19 protein-coding genes are annotated in these 21,300 nt (G+C 49.7%); 15 read left to right on the forward strand and 4 right to left on the reverse strand.

Translation table 11 applies throughout. The features are described from left to right. Both PP769_RS05680 and priA read left to right on the forward strand, forming a co-directional pair. On the forward strand, window positions 1-1,389 hold the full coding sequence (locus PP769_RS05680; RefSeq protein WP_312645963.1) for a sigma-54-dependent transcriptional regulator: 1,389 nt from the start codon (window positions 1-3) through the stop codon (window positions 1,387-1,389). 701 nt (window positions 1,390-2,090) lie between these two features. Next, window positions 2,091-4,406: a replication restart helicase PriA gene (priA, locus tag PP769_RS05685; RefSeq protein WP_312645964.1), complete on the forward strand. Its 2,316-nt coding sequence runs from the start codon at window positions 2,091-2,093 to the stop codon at window positions 4,404-4,406. A 24-nt stretch (window positions 4,407-4,430) separates the two neighbouring features. On the opposite strand, the gene PP769_RS05690 is transcribed toward priA, so the two are convergent. Both PP769_RS05690 and PP769_RS05695 read right to left on the reverse strand, forming a co-directional pair. Further along, a complete protein-coding gene (locus tag PP769_RS05690) occupies window positions 4,431-4,871 on the reverse strand; it encodes a hypothetical protein (RefSeq protein WP_312645965.1) in 441 nt (146 codons plus the stop codon). Between the two features lie 109 nt (window positions 4,872-4,980). After that, on the reverse strand, window positions 4,981-5,787 hold the full coding sequence (locus tag PP769_RS05695; protein ID WP_312645967.1) for a right-handed parallel beta-helix repeat-containing protein: 807 nt from the start codon (window positions 5,785-5,787) through the stop codon (window positions 4,981-4,983). Between the two features lie 451 nt (window positions 5,788-6,238). Here PP769_RS05695 and PP769_RS05700 point away from each other — a divergent pair, with 451 nt between their 5' ends. Next, on the forward strand, window positions 6,239-7,816 hold the full coding sequence (locus tag PP769_RS05700; RefSeq protein WP_312645968.1) for a di-heme oxidoredictase family protein: 1,578 nt from the start codon (window positions 6,239-6,241) through the stop codon (window positions 7,814-7,816). A 339-nt stretch (window positions 7,817-8,155) separates the two neighbouring features. On the opposite strand, the gene PP769_RS05705 is transcribed toward PP769_RS05700, so the two are convergent. Continuing rightward, window positions 8,156-8,824, reverse strand: a complete 669-nt coding sequence (locus PP769_RS05705; protein WP_312645969.1) for a hypothetical protein — start codon at window positions 8,822-8,824, stop codon at window positions 8,156-8,158. A 182-nt stretch (window positions 8,825-9,006) separates the two neighbouring features. Then, window positions 9,007-9,351 carry a Na-translocating system protein MpsC family protein gene (locus PP769_RS05710; protein WP_312645971.1) on the reverse strand — a complete coding sequence of 115 codons (345 nt, stop codon included), beginning with the start codon at window positions 9,349-9,351 and terminating at the stop codon, window positions 9,007-9,009. 206 nt (window positions 9,352-9,557) lie between these two features. Between PP769_RS05710 and PP769_RS05715 the strand changes: the two genes are divergently transcribed. The 12 genes from PP769_RS05715 (at window position 9,558) to PP769_RS05770 (ending at window position 21,128) form a co-directional block, all read left to right on the forward strand. After that, complete coding sequence (locus PP769_RS05715; RefSeq protein WP_312645972.1) at window positions 9,558-9,821, forward strand: hypothetical protein; 264 nt, start codon at window positions 9,558-9,560, stop codon at window positions 9,819-9,821. A 75-nt stretch (window positions 9,822-9,896) separates the two neighbouring features. Beyond that, entirely contained in the window at window positions 9,897-12,923 is a 3,027-nt protein-coding gene (locus tag PP769_RS05720; RefSeq protein ID WP_312645973.1) for a DUF2309 domain-containing protein, read from the forward strand. Between the two features lie 189 nt (window positions 12,924-13,112). Further along, window positions 13,113-13,370 carry a hypothetical protein gene (locus PP769_RS05725; RefSeq protein ID WP_312645974.1) on the forward strand — a complete coding sequence of 86 codons (258 nt, stop codon included), beginning with the start codon at window positions 13,113-13,115 and terminating at the stop codon, window positions 13,368-13,370. Between the two features lie 37 nt (window positions 13,371-13,407). After that, window positions 13,408-13,899, forward strand: coding sequence for a Na+/H+ antiporter subunit E (locus PP769_RS05730; RefSeq protein WP_312645975.1), 492 nt, complete (start codon window positions 13,408-13,410; stop codon window positions 13,897-13,899). Further along, entirely contained in the window at window positions 13,899-14,165 is a 267-nt protein-coding gene (locus PP769_RS05735; protein WP_312645976.1) for an MrpF/PhaF family protein, read from the forward strand. The genes PP769_RS05730 and PP769_RS05735 overlap by 1 nt, the downstream gene beginning before the upstream one ends. Beyond that, the gene (mnhG, locus tag PP769_RS05740; RefSeq protein ID WP_312645977.1) at window positions 14,166-14,465 is read left to right on the forward strand and encodes a monovalent cation/H(+) antiporter subunit G; all 300 of its coding nucleotides are present in this window, start codon (window positions 14,166-14,168) and stop codon (window positions 14,463-14,465) included. After that, complete coding sequence (locus PP769_RS05745; protein WP_312645978.1) at window positions 14,462-14,995, forward strand: DUF4040 domain-containing protein; 534 nt, start codon at window positions 14,462-14,464, stop codon at window positions 14,993-14,995. Before mnhG ends, PP769_RS05745 begins: the two co-directional genes overlap by 4 nt. Further along, window positions 14,992-15,441, forward strand: coding sequence for an MnhB domain-containing protein (locus PP769_RS05750; protein ID WP_312645979.1), 450 nt, complete (start codon window positions 14,992-14,994; stop codon window positions 15,439-15,441). Before PP769_RS05745 ends, PP769_RS05750 begins: the two co-directional genes overlap by 4 nt. A 1-nt stretch (window position 15,442) precedes the next feature. Then, the gene (locus PP769_RS05755) at window positions 15,443-15,811 is read left to right on the forward strand and encodes a cation:proton antiporter subunit C (RefSeq protein ID WP_312645980.1); all 369 of its coding nucleotides are present in this window, start codon (window positions 15,443-15,445) and stop codon (window positions 15,809-15,811) included. Continuing rightward, on the forward strand, window positions 15,808-17,277 hold the full coding sequence (locus PP769_RS05760) for a complex I subunit 5 family protein (RefSeq protein WP_312645982.1): 1,470 nt from the start codon (window positions 15,808-15,810) through the stop codon (window positions 17,275-17,277). Before PP769_RS05755 ends, PP769_RS05760 begins: the two co-directional genes overlap by 4 nt. Window positions 17,278-17,306: 29 nt before the next feature. Further along, complete coding sequence (locus PP769_RS05765; RefSeq protein WP_312645983.1) at window positions 17,307-19,484, forward strand: NADH-quinone oxidoreductase subunit 5 family protein; 2,178 nt, start codon at window positions 17,307-17,309, stop codon at window positions 19,482-19,484. A gap of 135 nt (window positions 19,485-19,619) precedes the next feature. After that, window positions 19,620-21,128: a complex I subunit 4 family protein gene (locus tag PP769_RS05770; protein WP_312645984.1), complete on the forward strand. Its 1,509-nt coding sequence runs from the start codon at window positions 19,620-19,622 to the stop codon at window positions 21,126-21,128. Window positions 21,129-21,300 lie beyond the last annotated feature (172 nt).

The following is a 21,300-nucleotide window of genomic DNA, read 5'->3' on the forward strand; positions in this document are numbered from 1 at the left end:
ATGCGCGCGAACATTTTTGTGACGGATGATGATGATGTGGTTCGGCAAGCCATCAGCCGACGGATCGCAAAACGACACCATCATGTGCGAAGCTTTGCTTCGGGAGAGGCCTTATTGGAAGCCCTTGATCATGATGCGCCAGATCTCATTCTGTTAGATTTGAAAATGGCCGGGTTAAGCGGACTGGAGACTCTCAAACATATTCGTGCGAAATCTCAACAGTCCCTTGTCATTCTCCTCACAGCCTATGGCACGGTGGAAGATGCAGTGGAGGCCATCAAACTCGGGGCCTATGATTTCCTGATTAAAAGCGTCGATTTCTCCAGCGTGGAACCTGTGATCGATCGTGCGCTTGACTATCTGTCCCTACGGCGCCGTATCGATTTTGAAACGCAGGATAGGCCTGGTCGATATGCCTTCAACAGTTTGATTGCCAATAGTCCCAGTATGAAGGAATTGGTTGGGCAAATTCAGGAAATGGCAAAGAATCTGAAGACGACGGTTCTCCTGTTTGGAGAAACGGGAACGGGAAAAGAATTTGTCGCTCGAGTACTTCATCATAACGGGCCTCGGGACAAAGGTCCTTTTGTGGGGGTGAATTGCACAGCCATTCCCCAGGAATTATTTGAAAGTGAGTTATTTGGCTATGAGCGTGGGGCCTTCACGGGTGCGAACCAGCGCAAACCCGGCCTCTGTGAGCAGGCGGAAGGCGGGACGCTCTTTTTAGATGAGATTGGAGACCTCAATCCTTCCATGCAGGCGAAATTGCTTCGAGTGTTACAGGAGCGTTCGTTTAAACGGTTGGGTGGACAAGAGGATATTGAGGTGGATTTTCGTCTGATTGCGGCCACCAATCGGGATCTGCGCAAAGATGTGGCGCAAGGCAGATTCCGGGAGGACTTGTTTTTTCGGCTGAATGTGGTGTCATTAAATCTCCCACCATTACGGAATCGGATAGAAGATATTATCCCTCTGGCTCTTGCGACGTTGATTCGACAAAGTAGCGACCTTGGCAAAGAGGTTTCGGCTATTGAGCCGGAGGCCCAACGACTGTTGGAGCGCTATCCCTATCCGGGAAATATTCGTGAACTGGAAAATATTATGGAGCGTGCGGCTATTTTTTGTCGTGGGAAAAGTTTGACGGAAGGGGATCTGCCTCGTGAAGTCCATGAAGAGGCTCGTTCCTCAGTAAATGCGGTCACTCGAGGAGATCAAAAGGTGGTGCGCATGGAAATGATTCTCGGAGAGCAATCCCTTGCGGCGATTGAAAGCGATTTGATTGAAGAAGTCATGCGGTTATCTGATTATAATAAAAGTCTCGCTGCCAAATATCTTGGCATTACCCGTTTTGCTTTGGACCGCCGTCTCAAAAAAATCCCCGAGTCTTGATCCTATCTGTTGGTGCCTGAAATAACCGCCAAGTGAAGCTCCCCCCAGCAAACTGGGGGCATCTTTTAATTGTGTTGTCTGATTGCAATTGCGCATTCCTCCCCTCAGCAGGCTGAGGGGTATCCTACGCTGTTTTTATGAAGGTGTTTATATGTTCGTCTCTCAGAACAAGAGAACAAGTTGATACCTTGAGGTGGCCAGGGAGAATGAACCGGCACTTATTGGGAATTTTTTCGACTTTTTACAAGAACAACGATGCCAATGATTCCAATCAACAGAGCCAAGATTCCAAGTGTTTCCAAGCCTCCCATCTTGCTATCCTCCTCCGATTGCGTGGCTTCGTTGTGAATCTCTCTTGCGGTATGTTGTATGGTCAAAAGCCTGTGAACCGACCGATTCTTGCTTAACCGGCTGGATAGGATTTCATCCGGTTGTTTCTATCTTTCCTGTTTTTATCGAAATCGTCAAGGTGCCGTATCAAACAGGATCTCTGCAAGCTTTAGTGATGAAAGATGATAACCTGCTTTTCAGGCATTGATTATGAGGATGAGCAGGCAAGTCGGTTGGAAGCTTTATAGGCTCAGTGCTTATCTGCTTGTGGCCCCCAAGATGTTTCTTGATCTGAGGGCTGAGGTGGAATAGCGTTGTAGGCAGAATAACTCGCTGATAGAATTGTGTGCTCATGAAAACCGTAATCACTCATGCTTGCTGACGTTGTCCTGCCGGCCAGACGGTTCCAGGTCTTTACCTATCAAGTCCCCCTCCATCTCCTTTCCCTGTTGCAGGTAGGAAGTCCCGTAATGGTGCCTTTAGGCTCTACTGTTGTCTCTGGAGTGGTCGTGTCGCTTTTTGAAACACAAAACTCTTCTTCCCTGCAAACGCAGTTCCGTCAAAAACCGTTACGTGCCATTCTTTCGTTGGAGGCCGATGCCGGGAACCGTCCGTTGGAACACAACCTTCTTCGGCTGGTTGAAAAAATTTCAGATTATTATCTGGCTCCTTTCTCCGCATGCTTGCGGTTGATTGTCCCTCCACATTCGATACCGGTAATAAGGCGAATATCCTTAACGGACGACGGTCGACAGGCCTTATCGGACCGCTCGCTGGCATCTGACGTCCAGTTGGTGCTTCGCAAGTTAGAACAGGCTCCCAGGGGATTGCTCCGATCCTCTCTTATGCGAACGATGAACAATGGGTCAGATATTCTGGCTCGTGCGAAAAGGAAGGGATGGATTATCGAACAGACGACCCTGCCTTCAGGATCCAAGGGTCAAAGTCCGGTTCGTGGAAGCAGAGTTGGACGAAACCCCATGCATTCAGCTTCCCGAGGGTTATTTGATTCTCCAGAAGAATCAAGGGAAATCCCGGAATCTCTTCAACGTTCGGCGTCCGGCTTTAAAGACAACCGGACATGGAACCTTTTATTCACTGCCGTCCAAACCGGCGGTTTTCAGGAGGTGCCTGTTGTGGGATTGGAATCAATTCGACAGGATCTGCTGTTCACGATGATTGAGACCATTCTGAATAAAGGCCGCCGCGTCCTCATCCTTGCTCCAGAAGTTCAGCAAGCCGAAATCCTTGGCGAACAGGTACGACTTGTTGGCAATATTCAGGTTGAGGTCTACCATGGCCATCTTTCGACAATGGTTCGTGCTGCTCGATGGGAACGAATTCGACAGGGCGACGTGCAGGTCGTGGTGGGGACTCGATCAGCACTATTTCTGCCAGTCCCAAATTTGGGGCTCGTTTGGATCAATCAGGAGGAAGATCCGTCCTACAAAGATGAGCATCTTCCGTATTTTCACGCCCGGGAAGTCGCGCGAATGCGGGGAGAATGTGACCAGGCTCTCGTAGTATATAGTTCGACGTCGCCTTCCTTGGAACTCTACGGACGATTTACAGAGCAGGTCGGTGAGGCATTGGAACGCTCATCACAGCAGATTCCCCATGTGAATATGGTTGATTTGCGAACCTTTTCGTATGAGACCATCATGTCCCCGGTTTTAATCACCAGGATCACGCAGTCCTTGGACGAGGGGAAGCAAGTAATTTTACTTCTCAATCGTAAAGGGTTTTCCGGTGCGCTGGTGTGCCGGGATTGTGGAAAGGCTCCGAGCTGCCCCACCTGCGGGGTTGCCTTGAAACTCTATCAGCGACCTTCCCGTTTGGTGTGCACCTACTGTGAGGGAATTCAACCAACCCCTGAAACCTGCCCCACATGTCAGGGCAGGGTGTTTCGATTCTCCGGCATGGGAACGCAGCGACTGGAAGAAGAGGTGAGGCGTCTTTTTCCCGCAGTCCCGGTTGCTCGGTTCGATCGGGAAAATGTAAAAACCCCCGAAGCGGCTGATACGATGTTACGCCAATTCCGGCAGAGGGATATTGGGGTAATGATCGGGACGGAATTTTTAGTTCATCAATCAGAGCCACCTACGGCTCCTGTCATTGGGTTACCTCAAGCTGATCTTGGGCTCCATATTCCTGAATTCCGATCAGCCGAACGAACGTTTCAGATGTTGTCGAGGGCTCTCAGATTGGCCCGGAATGGACAGGAGCCCGGGGAGGTGATTCTCCAAACCCGAATACCTGATCATCATGTACTTACAGCCATTGGGCACCAGTGGCCCCGAATGTTTTATGACCAGGAACTGGAGTTGCGTGACCTCTTAGGGTATCCCCCGACTACCCACGTAATTTTGTTGGTTGTGACGGGGGAGCAGGCGACACGGGTGCAAAAAATCGTGGGCTTTCTCCAACAACGATTGAAAGAGTTTGAAGGGAGAAGACCTTCAGGTGCAGCGGGAAAAGGGGGCATGGGAACCCCAATGGTCCTGGGGCCGATGGCATCCAAGAAACCAGGACGGATTAAGAAAAATCGTGTAATCTTTTTGATAAAAACGGTTGATTTATCGGAAGCACAGCGAGGTCTTCGCAGCCTTCAGCGGGCGTATGAAGCAGAATTTCCCAAAGATCCGGTAATCGTTGAATTTAATGTGGACCCCATGGACATTCAATAGCAGGGGTTTGGTCTTATCACGGGATTACCCTGATCGCCTTCTTGACTGTTTCTTCTGGTTTTTTGTTTTGGGAAGGGTTGTTGAAGGGGAGGTCGGGGTGTTCTTCTCTCGAGTGCGTTTGAAGATGCCATAGGCAAAGGTCATCCAGAACACGCCGGAAAACAAGCCAAACAACACGGCGGTGAAAATCCGTTCCAATTCTTCTAATGGAGGTTCTGGTCCCAGCTTTTGAAGATCGGCCATTTGCATGATGGGCCACGCCAGACTTTCCACTCCTAAGAGAAGTGTGGAAATCGCCCAGATAGATCCAATAGACGGACTTTTCCAGGCCAATAGGATAGCCAATCCGATGGCCAGAGCCACCCCCAAAGGTACCGATAGGGCTCCCACCAATAACCAGAGACCCACCGTCACGGTGAGGCTTCCCAACACAGCGTTCAGTTGATGCCACAAATGATCATTCATCTCAAATTGTCCTGAAAAGTCCTGTCAACGTCGGCCACCATATCATAGACCCTCGTTCCCCAGCATCCTGTATGGTTTTGGTGAATGACCAGCCGTGCGGCGATTCGATCTAGCGACCAATATCAGCCAAAGGTTCGGTGGTGAGGGTATAGGCTCCGCGAGGGTTATGGACCAAATGGTTTGACTGAGGGAGGTCATCAGATTTTGGGGTGCTTTCACAATCCGGAGTGAGCACGATTCCCCAATGCGCATTTTCTTCACAAGTATTCTCGAGGATAAGCGCCTTAGCGAGGTGAAAGAGCAGAATGCCGCTTAGCATATTTTCCCGACAGATGTTTTTAATCATATCGGGTCGAGTGCCCTCGTCCCGTGCGGCCATTCCAAAATGATGATTGCCAAAACATGTATTTTCCCGGAGATACGGTTGAGCGCCGGCAAACGAAAAAATACCGGACTCCCGATTATGAGAGATCTCGTTGTCGAACAAGGTCGGGCGGCAATCCGGTCCATAAATAACAACTCCGGATAAAAGCCCTTCTGTGGCCCTGCAGTGAGATATGGTGCACACCGAATCTAAAATATTCAGGGCAGAATGTTGGTCGCTGCCCACATACCGAAACGTGATACCACTGATCTGTCCGCCGGAAACTCGTTGAAGATAACAAGGACCGCTCCGCCGATTGAATATTGTGACCTGATCCCGACCGGCGCCGACAAGATGGATGCTTCGTTCAGTCATTACCAACCGATCTTCATAGACCCCCGGTCGAATGAATATTTGATCATCTTGTTGTGCGTGAGCGAGAGCTTCGCTGGGTAGGGTGAAGCAATCTGGGTGCTCCGCATCTACAATTAACGTTTTTCCCCCGAAAGGATTGGGTGGTGGTTCGTAAAGAGGTGAGTGTTCAGCGGACAAGGCCATCTCCTATTGCAAAATAGTTCTGTCAAACGTGGGCCATGAAATCTATGGTGACCAAAAATGAATTGAATGTCCTCAAGCAGATGAATTCAAACCGAAGGGTAAACCATACAGAATTTCCTTAAATTGACATTTAATTATTCAAGATCCAATGCCCGATATAAGGGGAAAAATCCTGTAATTTTGACATTTGCTATTTTTGGTATTGAAATTGCTGAGACTTTCTTCTTGTACAAAAAATAAATTCTAAAGTCTTTTTTGTCTAAATTTATTTTTTAATGATCCAAGAAATTTTCTGCATTATTTTTTCTGCATTAAAAGAGAAGTCTGTTTCGCCATCAGTAATTTCAACTGCTTTTGTCAGAGAATTCTGACTCCCCCTCAATAATTTCAACTGTTTTCCCCCAGGAAAGCGAGCTTCCTTATGCGACGGTATGAGAAGAATGGTATGTCCATGTTCTTTGTGTTCATAGTGCTGAGCACGATATCGTTTATAACAGGTTTACCTGGAGCCCAGGCACAGGAAACGGATATTTTTCAACATCCTAATACTGAACAGGCAGGGATTAAGAAATCTTTGGAGCAGCAAATTGGGGCTGGCAGGGGAGATATTAACACTCCCGATTCCTCGCTGTACATCATTAGCCGGGATCCGTTTCGCTCCATTCGTCGTGGTCGAAATCTCTTTCAACGAAAATTCACCATATCTCAAGGAATGGGCCCACGCAATGGTGACGGATTCGGAGATATTAGCGCCGATGCTTCGCTGGGCGCAGGGTTAGCCGATAGTTGTGCGGCCTGCCACGGACGTCCACGAGGATCGGCAGGATTTGGTGGAGTTGTGTTTACCCGTCCGGATAGCCGGGATGCCCCACATTTGTTCGGGTTAGGAATTATCGAAATGCTTGCGGATGAAATTTCTCAAGACCTCCGGCAAACCCGGGATCAGGCCATTGCCAAAGCCAAGGGGGGACGACAATCGGTGGAGGTGTCGTTAAAGAGTAAGGGGATTTCCTATGGAACCATTAGAGTGAATCCTGACGGTTCGGTGGATCCATCCCGATTAGAAGGGGTTGATGAGGATCTTCGGGTACGGCCATTTTTTCATCATGGCGGCACCATTTCCATCAGGGAATTTGTTGTCGGGGCATTGAATGGAGAAATGGGTATGGAGGCTTTTGATCCGGATTTGGCCAAGGCGGCTAAGGGTGGAGAAGTGGTAACGCCATCGGGAATGGTGTTGAATGGAAAGATTGATACCATTGAAGCACCTCCGGCTCTGAGTGAAAGTGATGATCTGGATCGGGATGGGGTGGCCAATGAAATTCCCGTGAGTCTGGTGGACCACCTGGAATTCTATTTGTTGAATTATTTTAAGCCCGCCATAGGCCGCCAGACCAGAGATGCTGAACAAGGGCAGAAACTCTTTCAGGACATTCAATGCACCGGTTGCCATATCCAAAATTTAGTCATTGAAAAAGATCGACGGGTGGCTGATGTGGAAACTTCATTTGACCGCCGCCGAGGGATTTTCAATGACCTGTTTGCCGTGGCGACTCCTTTGTTCCAAGAAGTTCCTGGTTCAGGTACTCCATCGGTGAAAAAACCCAAGGGTCAGCGGTTTGTTGTGAAGAATATTTATGCAGATTTCAAACGGCATAATCTTGGCCCAAAATTCTGGGAACGCAATTGGGATGGTACCTTGACCAAGGAGTTGATGACCGAACCGCTATGGGGAGTGGGGACGACTGCCCCTTATGGGCATGACGGGAGGAGTATTGATCTGTGGTCGGTTATCATGCGGCACGGTGGTGAAGCGCAAAATGCTCGCGATCGCTTTGCCCGATTACCGGAAGTGAAGCAGGGGCAGATAATTGATTTTCTCCAGACGTTAGTGTTGTTTCCACCTGACGATACGGCCTCCAATTTGAACCCGGGTGATTCTCAATCACATAATTTCCCTCAGTATGAACATGGCAATATTGCGTTGCCTTCATTATTTAACGATCCAAGCGATTTGGAATAAAGGGATTTTTCCTCGTTCTTCCCTGCCTCTTGGCATCAAACCCGTGGGTTAAAAGCTCACGGGTTTGAACCCTTTCCTGCAATGAGAGATGTCCCGCCATTGCCGTTTTTATTGTTGTGCGGTGGTACAAGCAGGAGGAACAAGCCACCTGGTTTTCAAATTTTTCCTTATCATTCCCTGGCTTTTCGACTCATCACTAATTGGTAGAGGCCCCAAAACAGTGTTGAGGGTCTATTTTGAGCCATATTGGCCGGCAGCAATCACAATCGGTATGGGGTGGAATCGGGAGGAGAGTTTGCTTGCCGACAGCAATGTCCTGAGGTATGGCAGATGAGCGGGTTAATTGTTCTCAAATGCTTGACGGGTAGCGAAGACCTCGCCTGGATGAATCAGAAGCAGACAATCGCCATCAACCGGATCCTTGTGAAATAGTGCAAAAGTGAGGCAGAGCTGAGGGGTGGGTTCAGGAGGAAATTGTAACAAGATAGGAACATCCACCAGCGGCGTAGGTGTTTTCAAGGTGGCCAACCTGAGGCGGACAGCCACGAGTGTATCGCGTAGACGGGTTTGAATGAGTTCTTCGGTGTAATCCCGGGAGGGAGTGATGTATTGATCCCAGAGGGGGTTGGTCATGCCCACGGAGAAATCCAGCCCCACGCTTTGTGCGATTGGTGTGACATCCTTGAGTATTCCGGATTCAATAGCCTCTTTCCTGGATCGGATCGGGAGTGATTCAAAATCAGGAGGAATATCCCCTGAACTGAGTGAAAGAGGCGATTGGGACGGTTCAGAGAAATCTGAATGCACAAGATCGGAACTTTCTGGAGACTGGGTGTGTTCACTTTTTGAGGGAATTAGATTGTCCAAAGGGGTCTTCCCTAATGCTTGAAGAAGACCTTCATAAACGGCTTTGGCAGAATCCGTCCACGCATCATCCATCGGCAATCCCCGAAAGGCCGCCTCAGAAGCTTTTTTCTCATCATGGGTTAAAACACGTTGGGCTTTCATACTCTCAAAGATAAGGCAAATCCACGGGAAGTCAAGACTCAAATTTTTCTGTCCACCAAAAATCCGGGAAATGGAGAACAAAGGAAGTAGAAAGCCGGTACATGAGAAATCGCAGACGGTCTGACCACCCCGGTTATTTACAGGGTATCTGTGAAGTGGTTGATATCTCGAAAAGAGGCTGTTTACCGGAATGTCGCTTCCAAATCACGATCTAACGTCAGGACGATGATGCGTTCTTCGATCCGAGTATCGATATCCGTAAACAGGGCAGTGGTTTCCGCACCGGTGATCTCCAGGATTTCACGACACAGTTGCTCTCTTCCCTGGGAGATGAGATTTTGGCGCATCTGTTTGACCATTCCAATGCCTTCTTCACTCTTAGCCAATTGGCGTTCGGCTGGCGTAAGAACACCTTTGAGACGAATGAGGATGGTGTCGCGAAGAATGCTGGCTCGAACATCGGTGGGTCCACGGCCCATGAATTCCTGTTCGAATTTAATGATGGCATTTCGGATCGCCGATTCCATTTCACCTCGTGTGAAGAGGGGTTTCATAGAGTAATGCTTTCCGGCAAGACTAAGCTTGGCCCATTCACTATCGATCTTTCACAATTCCCTATGAAAGAATCTCAGGAACTTGAGGAGCAACCTATCCCCCTGATATAAGCGTATTGTTCATGTGAGGTCAAGAAGAGTTAGGGCTTCTCCTCGAATGCCTGAGGAGGGTGGTAATTGTGCTGATTTTGACCTTGATCGTAGAACGGGTTTGTCGGATCGCTTGCATCATTCAGCGTGGGATTGAGGTACGCGATGGAAAAAGCCAACCGAGTGATCTCCTGAAGCTAAAAAAAGGAGACGCCCATCGGTTGGCTTTTTTATTGAAAATAGAGTTTTTTGCACGCGGCTCAATTCACTTAAATCTAGGGAAATGGATGCATGATCTTGTCAGGCTTTCCCCTCTGCCATTTCAGCCTGATTCCCGTTATTTTAACCAGTAAGAGCACAAATGATTTCTTTAAACCTTGATTTGACGCTATGGGATGTCCGTGCTCTTAAAATGGGGAAATGGAGCAATGAACAGGCTTGAGCAAGATCGTTCAACGGTGACGAATTGGAAATGGCTGCGAGAAATCGTTGAGGAGGCGTGTCAGCCCATCGGTCCGTATTGGCCGATGAAAACCTTTGCCTATTACAATCCCATTCGGGACCTCGAGCATTTACCCTTTGCCCGTGCGATTGAGGAAGCGAATCAGTTGCTGGGCGCCAAGGGATTTCTGCCTGTTGAAGAGTATCGCCAATTCTTTTATCAAGGTCGGATTACTCTGCCGGCTCTTGAGCGGGCACTTGGCCGGGTAGGGCCCCCATTACCTTCACGGGCTACCATTCGAGTTGGAGCACGCACCATACATGTCCAAGATGTCTGGCGCATTCATGCGGCATATGGGATTGAAATCTTACCTGCTGTGCTGCTGACGTGGAACCTGGAATTAGAGGGTCTGACCACACGATTTCGATCCGATCTTCCTGAGGATTCTCGTTCCTCCATTATTGACCGAACGATTCGGGAGTGCGAGAAGTGCCGCCATGATCCGGAGTCCGCCTACCTGCATAACCTTTGGAAAAGTTCGTTGGCGGCGTGCCAGTTGTCTGACCCAGTGTCGGGTCTGCCTTCTTTTCATGCACCTGATCCCAGTCGGAGCGCTCATACATCAGAACGTAAGACTGCATTCGTCCCGGTTGATTTACCTATAGACAGGACGCTGGGTGATTGGCTGGATAGTGAGACGGGTAGCGTGCTGGTTGAGACCATCAATACCCACATGATCAAATGGATTGGGGCATTTGTCGACGAAGGTGTTGCGGGATGGAGTATGCCTTCAAGAAACAAGGGGTTTTATGCTGCATGGAAAGAATTAGCCGAAGGGGATCTCTCAGGTAGATTCCTCGGGATTCCAGATCTTCAACAAAAATTTGGTGAACTGTCTGAAGCACCGGAGGAAATGTTGTGCAAACATCTGGAAGATCTCAAAATTCCAAAGGAACGTTGGCAAAGCTATCTCTCACGGCATCTGGCTCAATTGCCAGGTTGGGCAGGATTTATCCGATGGCGTAGTGACCACACCGGGTATCCTGCTCAACAACACTATCCCATTGATCCACTGCAATATCTGGCCGTTCGCCTTTTTTATGAATCTGGAATGGTAGAGGGACTTTGCCAACGGGAATGGGACATCGAAGGGACGTTACCTGCACTCCTCGGTTATTGGAACGAACAACGTCAGCGTGAACAGGCGTTGAGCCTTCCTCCTTATCATGTCATCGACCCGAATAATCATGCAGTGTGTCATCAAGCTTGGCGACTTTTTCACTTGGCTCAGTTTTTGGAATTGACCCCAATTGAGGTCCATGACTTGTCGTACAGCGACATGTCAACCTTACTGGAGTGGCTGGACCTCTTCCCCCAATCTGCACATGGACCGGTATGGCTTGAGGCGTATGAGGATATCTATCGGGAGTATTTGCTGCGAAACATCAGCGGACATCAAGGAGTGGCACCCGTTAACCATGAGCGGCCGCGGGCACAAGGGATTTTTTGTATCGATGCTCGCTCGGAGTCGTTTCGTCGTCATCTTGAAGCTCAAGGGTCGTATGAAACATTGGGATATGCGGGATTTTTTGGGGTGCCCATGAGTCATATGGCATTTGATAGCCACGACCACTTGGCTTTGTGTCCGATTTTGTTGACACCAAATGCGGAAGTGACCGAAGTTCCGCGAGTCGGGCAGAATGATCGGGTGGAGGACTATCTCTCGGGAACTAGGTGGCATCAACTCAGTCATCATCTCTTTCATGATTTGAAACACAATCCATTTGCGTCTTGTATGTTAATTGATGTGCTAGGGATGTTTTTTAGCGTCGGGTTGGTAGGAAAAACCCTGTTTCGAGGATCCTTCGATGCCGTCAAGCAGTGGTTGCACCAATGGTTGGGGGGCACCGTTGCCACGCAAATTCCCGTTGAGGCTTCACGTGGAAACGAGCAGGGACATGCACGATTGGAAACACTGGCACTAGGTTTCACCCTATTGGAGCAAGTGGCCTTTGTGGAAGGGGGATTGCGAGTGATCGGGCTCACGAAAAACTTTGGCCGATTTGTGATGATCTGCGGTCATGGGAGCCAGTCCGAAAACAACCCTTATTATGCGGCGCTGGATTGTGGCGCATGTGGAGGCAGTCATGGTGACCCGAATGCTCGTGTCTTTGCCGCCATGGCCAATAATCCTGAGGTTCGGAAAATTCTGAGCGATCGGGGTCTGGTCATCCCAGAAGACACCTGGTTTCTTCCCGCCAAACACAACACGACCACAGATCGAGTGACGATGTATGACCTGGTCGATGTTCCTGCTACCCATATAGAGGATTTAGCACAGTTGGTAAGAGACTTGGAGCAGGCTGGCACACATCAGGCATTGGAACGATGCCAGCGCATTCCAGGTGCTCCCACCACAGTTTCTCCCAGTGACGCGTTCAAGCATGTCAAGCAGCGGAGCATGGATTGGGCTAATTCGCGTCCTGAATGGGGATTGTCAGGGAATGCCGCATTTTTGATTGGAAGGCGGGCACTTACCAAAGGTCTGGATTTAGATGGGAGAGTCTTTTTGCATTCTTACGACCCTACGCCGGATTCTGATGGGAGTCTACTTGAAAAAATCATGACCGCACCCCTCATCGTGGGCGAATTGATTAATTTAACGTATTACTTTTCGTCGGTGGATCCTTGGGCCTACGGGGGTGGGAGCAAGGTCATTCACAATATGGTTGCCGGAGTTGGCGTGATGTTAGGGAGTCAAAGTGACCTGCAAAAAGGTCTTCCTCTTCAATCGGTTAACGATGGGGCGCGACACTATCATGAGCCCATGCGCTTACTGGCCATCATTGAGGCGCCGCCGGATCGAATACGGTCTATCATTCAAAAGCACGCTTTGCTTCAGCATGTATTCCATAACCAATGGATGAACCTCATCGCGTTTGATCCGGGCCCTAAAAACTTTTCACGGTATCTCTCTGACTTAACCTGGGAACCAGTCACGATGAACATATAATTTCCCGATCAGAAGGAATGACTTTTTGACTGCTGCCGTGCTTTTGATTCCTGATCGAATCTCCTATCATCTCCCACGGGGGATTAAGTATGCCTTAAGGCTTTCGGTTTCATCTATAGGATCAAGCAGTCTTCAGCAGGTTGGTTAATCGACTCCGGTCGAACCTATCTCTTTGATTCGGAGTTGTGGATGGAAGAGGGTGCCTGGTATAAGGTCGGAGGCTTTCAGATTGTTCAAAAGGATGAGGCCACCTTTTTTAATTTGGCGCAGGCTGAATCGGGAGAGTGGGAGCATCCGGTTTGCCGAAATATCGTTCAGCATGGCAGTAGGGTTCCCAGCATTTGGTTAATTCCGATTGGCTGGAGACAGTACAAGCCAACCAGGTTTTTTGAACACCTCATTCGAAAAACGTTTGGTTGGCTTTTTTTATACTTTATCGGGTTGTGATTCGAGCCGTTCCGGTTTTGATCTGAAGATAATGTAGATGAAATCTTCCTTCCCCAAACAGTTTATCGCTAACACCTTGGCCTTATTTTGTGGCTGGCTTGTGTTATCAGGGAAGTACGACAATTTTCACCTCGTTCTCGGATTCACGGCTTCTTGTGGAGTTGCCTGGTTAAATACGGGGTTCCCTCATTCTCCCTTTCAGCAATTCCCATGGGGCCGTATGGTGCTGTACGGCCCCTGGCTTTTTTTACGGATTGTGGAGAGTAGTCTGCATTTGACGAAACTCATTCTGAATCCCTCGTTACCCATTAAGCCCAGACTTATCACCTATCGATCTCAATTAAAACATCGGGGCGCGATCGTTGTGCTTGGGAATTCTGTGACCCTAACGCCAGGCACCATTACCGTGGAAATTAACGGCAATACTTTCCTCGTGCATGCCATAGATCAGGCAGCAGGCAATGATCTCACCACCGGCCGGATGGAGCGCAAAATTGCCCGGGTCTTTCAGGAAGATACGAATTTGTGATGATTGATTTTTTTCTGGTTTTATTAATTACGTTGTCATTTCTGATCCTCGTGTATTTATACCGGGTGATCCAGGGGCCCACGGTGTTTGATCGGGTTTTAGGATTGGCGGGTATATCGACCAAAGCCATCATTTTGGGCGTCGTCATGGGAACAGTTTATGACCGTGTGGAAATGTTTGTGGACATTTCCACGGGGTATGCGCTTCTGAACCTGGTGGGAGCGTTTGCCATTGCCAAGTTTCTTGAGCAACGAGGAGCGCCCTAAATGGTCGTTATTGCCATCGGGTTAATTCTGGCGGGGGTATTTTTCCTGGTGGTGGCCGCAATTGGCACAATACGCCTCCCTGATGTGTTTTCGCGATCCCATGCAGTCTCCCTGACTGATTCCTTAGGCGCAATTTGTGTTCTGGCGGGCCTTGCTTTGTACCAGGGTTTCGGGATCAATATGTTGAAGATTCTGGTCGTCCTGGTTTTGCTCATCCTGTTGAATCCGGTCATTGCTCATGCCACGATTCGAGCGGCCTATCGGTCTGGCCTCAAACCTCAGACGGAGGAAGACCAATGATGTATTCCGTGAATATTGCCTTGCTGTTACTTCTGGTCCTGACCGCGGCCAGCGCCACATTTTTGGTCAAGGAATTAATGAGTTCAGTGTTTATCCTCGGGTCGTATAGTTTCTTTCTGTCCCTGGTTTGGGCTTGGTTAGGCGCGGTGGATGTGGCATTTGTCGAAGCCGTTATCGGCGCCGGGTTGGGTACCGTGTTGTTCCTTATCACGTTGTTTGATACCGCTCCGAAGGATAGCCGCCTTCGTCGTCCCCCTCCTCCTCTAGCGGGAGTCCTCGGACTGCCCTTGCTGGGCCTGCTGTTGTTATTAGCGGCGAATGATCTTCCTCAGTTTGGCGACCCTACCTCTCCGCCCAACGTGCACATTTCTCCCGTCTACTTACAGAATAGCTATGCCGACACGCTCACGCCGAATGTGGTCACCTCGGTGCTGATGGACTATCGGGCATTTGATACGTTGATAGAAACCGTGGTGATATTTACGGCCGGCATTGCCTGTGCCTTGTTATTACGCGAGCCAGGTTCATGAAACAGATCCACGATAGCATCATTGTTCAGACCATGAGTCGCTTACTTATCCCTCTGGCCCAGTTGTTTGCGTTGTACGTCTTGTTCTTCGGCCAGTACGGTCCTGGAGGAGGATTTGTAGCCGGCGTCATTTGGACCACCAGTATGATCCTGACTTTTTTGGTGTTCGGGCTGAAGTCACCCCAGGGACGTTTGGTGGAAAAGGTCTTGCATGGCGATGGGATCGGATTGATTATTTTTGTAGGAGTAGGTGGCTTATGCCTCATCGGAGGTGGGGAATTTCTGAACTATGCCAATTTGGAGATTCCGGGTTTGGATGCTCCCGCTCGTCGGTATACAGGGATTTTGCTGGCACAAATCGGCGTGGCCGTGGATGTGGCGGTGACAGGGATTTCTATCGTTCTCAGCTTGGCTTACCACGATACCGAGCAGGAATATGATGTTTGAGATGATCGGAGGGTGGCTTCAGCGCCCCAACTACATTGCCTTTGTCCTGCTGTTTCTGTGGGGCATCTATATTATGGTGACCCGGTACAATCTGGTGAAAAAACTCATTGGTATGTATCTCATGCAAACGAGCGTGATCTTTTTCCTTGTCACCACAAGTGCCAAGCAAGGCGCCACGGTGCCTATTTTGCTCTCCACTACCGAGATCGTTCGACCGGAAGTCTATGCGAATCCTCTCCCTCATGTGCTGACATTGACGGCGATTGTGGTGGGTGTTGCCACCCTGGGAGTATCTTTGGCGCTGGCCGATGCCATTTATAAAAAATACGGCAGCCTGGACGAAGAAGAAATTCTAAAAAGGCTGGAATGACGCGACACCTGCCCGCAATTCTTTTCCTCTTACCTCTCGGTTTGGCCATTTGTTTACCATTAATCGGGATCAAGCATCGTGAGTGGTGTCGGCCATTATCAATTGGTGTGCTGGCTGCGATGGTCCCGGTTTCCTTCGCTAATTTGCTAGGAGTTCTTCAAAACGGGACCATTCATTATGACTTTGGGGGATGGGCCGCTCCGGTCGGGATTGAGTGGGTGGCGGACGGCTTGGCCAGCGTCATGACCGTGGCTTTGAGTCTCGTTGGATTGGTGTGTATCACTTTCCTCAGTTCAGTCTTGTTTCCTTACCTTGGAAGTCGGATTGTCCCATTTTATACCCTGGTCTTATTATTGATCGCCAGCCTGACCGGCATGGTGTTTGCCGGGGATCTGTTCAATCTTTTCGTGTTTTTAGAAGTATCCGCACTGTGTGCGTATGCCTTGGTCGGGTTGGCCGGTGGGAAAGCGCTTGTTGCCGGGTTCCGGTATCTAATTTTAGGCACCTTCGGAGCCTCCTTATATCTCCTGGGAGTAGGGTATTTGTACGCCGAGACGGGTACGCTCAATATGGCAGATCTGGCTCAACGGGTGCCCCCTCTGGTGACATCCAAGGCCCTTGCCGTTGGTGTGTTATTCATGTTCATCGGACTGGGTATCAAGATGGCATTAGTACCCCTCCACGGGTGGTTGCCGGATGCGTATACGTATGCGCCAGATAGAGTGTCACCGATGCTGGCATCTTTAGTGACGAAGGTCGCGCTGTATGGATGGATTCGCATTATGTTTTGGGTTCTTGGGGCCCAGGCGGTGGTCTATCAGATCCGCCTTTTGGTGTTAGTGGGGATTCTTGGGGCTCTTGCAGCCCTGGTTGGCGCATTCCTGGCTCTGTCCCAAGTAGAAATCAAACGCATGTTTGCGTATGGAGGGCTTTCGCATATCGGATTGATTCTGGTGGGGATTAGTCTCGGAAATCAAACCGGTTTTGTCGGAGGAGTGTTTTACCTCTTGAATGATGCCGTGATGCAAGCGGGATTGTTTTTTTGGGCGGGGGCGATTATTCATCTCTACGGGGTTCGCACGATTGAGGATCTTGGGCGACTGCAGGGAGGCACGGGATGGATGTCGGTGGCTCTGGTCGTCATAGCCCTGTCGATGATCGGGATTCCTCCAACCGGGGGATTTTTTGGAAAATGGTATATCATTCTTGGCGCGGTGGAAGCGCAAAATTACCTTGCCATTGTCGCGGTGCTGATTGCGACTCTGTTAACTCTGGCCTACTTCGTGAAATTATTTGAACGGGTATTTCGCGACCGCTCCGCCCAGCAACCTGCTCTCATACGTGAGATTCCATTGGCGGTGAAAATTAGTCTCGGCGCCACGTCGGTGGCGGTCATTGTTTTGGGACTGATGAGCGATCACATTGTCAGCTTTCTCCTCAAAAACGCGGTTCCACCCGGGCTTTAGCAGGATCGGGCATTGGTGACATCCTGATTATGACATTCCTCATCCTTATTCCCCTCCTTCCTCTGATGGCCGTCCTGATTCTCGTGTTGGGGAAACCCTGGCTTGGAGAGCAAGGCCACAAGATCGGCATTCCTGCGATGGCTCTCTCCTTCGCGTTTTCCGCCATCGCGTTTGCTCGAGTCGCATCAGACGGGGCCTTCTCCATTCCACTCTACCGACTATTTAAATCGGGAGACCTGGTTGTAGATTTGGGTCTCTATGTCGACCAGCTTACGGTGTTGCTTCTGCTCTTGGTGACCGGTGTGAGCAGTGTGGTGCATGTGTATGCGTCACGTTATATGATCGGCGATCCCCGGTATAACCGTTTCTTTGCGGTCATCGCGCTGTTTACGTTTTCGATGATCATGCTGGTTATGAGCAATAATCTGCTCATGCTGTTTATGTTCTGGGAGATCATGGGGATTTGTTCATATTTGTTAATTTCTCATTGGGGGGAGCGGCAATCATCTGCTCAGGCCGCGACCAAGGCCTTTCTCGTGAATTCGGTCGCGGATGTGGGCTTAGGTTTTGGGGTCATTCTGACCTATTCCACTTTTGGAACACTGGATATTCAGACGATTGTAGGGGAAGCCTCATCCATACAGGGAAACACCATCAACCTGTTCGGCTGGCTAGGGGGAGACGTACCCATTCATATCCTCACGCTCATTACACTTTTTCTTTTCCTGGGAGCCATGGGAAAGTCCGCACAAGTGCCATTCCATGTCTGGCTCCCCTTTGCCATGGAAGCGCCCACACCCGTTTCCGCGTTGATTCACGCCGCGACCATGGTGAATGCCGGACCCTTCTTGTTGGTTCGCATGAGTCCTCTCGTGATCCTTTCGCCCGACGCCATGGCCGTTATTGCATTGGTTGGAGGCGTGACCGCACTGTTTGCAACCCTTGTCTCCCTGACTCAGGTGGATATTAAGCGTATGCTGGCGTTTTCCACCATTGGTCAAATCGGCTTCATGATCCTGACTTGCGGAGTCGGAGCCTTTGTCATCTCTATTTTTCATATGTTAGCCCACGGATGTTTGAAAGGATTCTTATTTCTGTCGACTGGAAATGCACTTCGTTCCGTTGGCTCCCATGAACATGTGTCTTCGTCGCATTTTCCTCATGGGGCATCAATGCGTTTTACGGGGCCCTTAGTGTTAGGCGCTTTGCTGTTGGCCTGTCTTCCGCCGTTCCTCATTTTTTTCGGCCCGTATGAGCGATTGTGGATGATTCAACCGGGATCCTCCGCCCAATGGACTTTTTGGATGTTGGGATTTCTGACGGTATTTTTTTCTGCCGTGTATGTCATGCGGGGTGTCCTAATCTTGTTTGGTCAACCGCATGTGATAGGTCATGGAAGTGGAATGGGGAGGCAGGGCATCCAGCCTCGTTTCTTTTCCCCCATCCACTTTCTGGGAATTTTGGCTGTCGTTGGAATTTTTGGAAGCCTGTTGCTGGTCTTGTGGAGTTGGTTTTCGGAATTTCTGTCCCCTGTCGTGGGACATCGGATGGCTCAGATTCCAAAGGAAACTTCGAATGAGGCCGGCTTGCAACTTCTTTTTGCATGTGCCGTGGCTATAGGCGGTACCGCGGTCGGGTATTTTTCTTTGACAAAATTTTCTGGTTCCTGGTTCCAGCAATCGGATATGAGCAAGCGATGGTATGTCCACTTTCTGAATAAATTGTATTTCGATGAAATATATGAGGCGTATGTTGTGGTGCCCACTCTCCGGTTAGCCCGATGGCTATGGCGGGTTGTCGACCGGAATGTGTTTGACGCCCTGATCATGGGAATCGCAAATGTGTCGGTGTTGGCGGCGAAGTGGATGTGGCGGGTGGTGGACCTTCGGGGAATTGACGGGCTGGTAGTAGGTTTGGGACGGAACAGCGTAGGAATGGCCGGTTGGCTTTGGCGGGTGGTGGACCTTCGTGGTGTCGATCGGGTCGTTGTGGGTGTCGGCCAACGCAGCCTTGGTATCGCCAACTGGTTATGGAAAAGAATCGAGATCAAAGTTCTCGACAAGAATGTGGTCCGTGCCGGGAATCAGGCTGCGAGCACAGGGAATATGATACAGGAACTAGAGCCTCGCACGTTACAGCACCATTTACTGGTCATGATTTTCTGGCTCATTGTGGGGATTGGGTTGTTGTTTTGGTTTGTCGTGTGATTCCGCAGATAGCTTGTCAGTGATTGAGGGATAACGAACACGACACTGAAATTCAAGCCCGCGAAGTGTGAAAAACGAGAGGGCGTCTTTCATGTCCTGGAGGTGCCATGACCGGCATGTCATGAAGGGGAGACTATGAACACAATCTTCACCGAACATCTTTTGAGTATCATGATTGCTATTCCGTTTTTGGGCATTGCGATCATTGCCTTCATTCAGGATCAGGAATGGATTCGGCGTGTGGCTTTCGGGTGTACGCTGGGGGATGGTGCTCTCTCATTGGTTCTATTGAAAGAGTTCGATTTTTCCTTTCAAGGGATGCAATTTGTGGAACGCATGGCATGGATGCCCACCTTTAATATTCAATATGCTGTCGGAGTGGATGGTATCAGTCTTCTTCTGGTTTTACTCACCACTCTGCTCTGTCCCTTTTGCGTCCTATGCTCCTGGAAGTCAATTACCACTCGTGTACGCTCCTTTATGGCCATGATTCTGTTGGTCGAAGGGGCCATGATTGTGGTCTTTACGGCCCTGGACCTGTTTTTGTTTTTCATGTTGTGGGAAGTCACGATGATTCCCATGTATTTCATGATCATTCTGTGGGGTGGCCCCCAACGCATAGCGGCCGGCATCAAATTCGTTCTGTACAGTTTGTCCGGAAGCCTGATCTTGCTCTTGGCGATACTCGGATTGTACGTGGAAGGGGGGCGGACATTTGATATTTTGGCCTTGGCAGAGAACACCTATTCCCCCGACGCCCAGTTTTGGATATTTTTGGCGTTTTTCCTAGCCTTTGCCATTAAATTACCCATGCTGCCGTTTCACACATGGTTACCGGATGCCCATTCCGAAGCCCCCACCGCCGGGAGCGTCCTGCTGGCCGGGGTCCTCTTGAAAATGGGTGGATATGGATTTTTACGATTTTGTCTCCCCATGTTTCCTGAGGCCTCAGTGACCTTTGCCCCCTTTATCTTGTGGTTATCCGTGGCGGCTATTGTGTATGGGGGGTATATGGCCTTGGCCCAATCGGACCTGAAAAAACTGGTGGCGTATTCGTCCATTTCGCATATGGGATTCGTGACATTGGGAATTTTCGTGTTCAATAATTATGGTATTCAAGGAGCCATCTTGCAGATGGTGAACCATGGAATAACCACAGGAGCCCTCTTTTTGGCGGTCGGTCAATTGTATGATCGAACCCATAGCCGGTCGATTCAGGATTACGGAGGATTGCAAAAATCGATGCCCCGGTTTGTGGCTCTTTTTTGTCTGTTTTCAGTGGCATCCTTCGGACTGCCTGGTACATGCAATTTTATTGGAGAATTTTTGGTCTTGGTCGGAACGTCTTTTGAAAGCTATGTCATGGTCTTGTTGTCCATGGGGGGCATTGTCCTTGCGGCGGCGTATATGCTCTGGATGCTCCAACGAGTGGTGTTGGGTCAACCAAAAAATTCGACCATTGCACAACTACCGGATCTGAACATGCGAGAGTTGGTCACGGTGATGCCTCTTGCCGTTTTAATCTTGGGGATCGGCTTGTACCCGTCACCACTCATGGAGATGATGGATTCGAGCGTCACGCACTTGGCTCAGCATATGGCACAGTACCAGGTGGGGATGATCCACGAGGTGTCTCTTCGGTGAGGGACGAGGCCGGCAATCGCGATAAAAACGATAGTTTCCGATAAACCATGGGTTGGCCGTCTCTCGGTTGGTGAGAACGAGAGATCATGATTTCTTCTATCCTCAATACCCCTCCGCGCCAACATTTTCTCCCTTTCTCTTTCCGCATTGATCCCCTGCGAATTGAAACACT

This window comes from Candidatus Nitrospira allomarina, assembly GCF_032050975.1.
Taxonomy (GTDB): Bacteria; Nitrospirota; Nitrospiria; order Nitrospirales; family UBA8639; genus Nitrospira_E; species Nitrospira_E allomarina.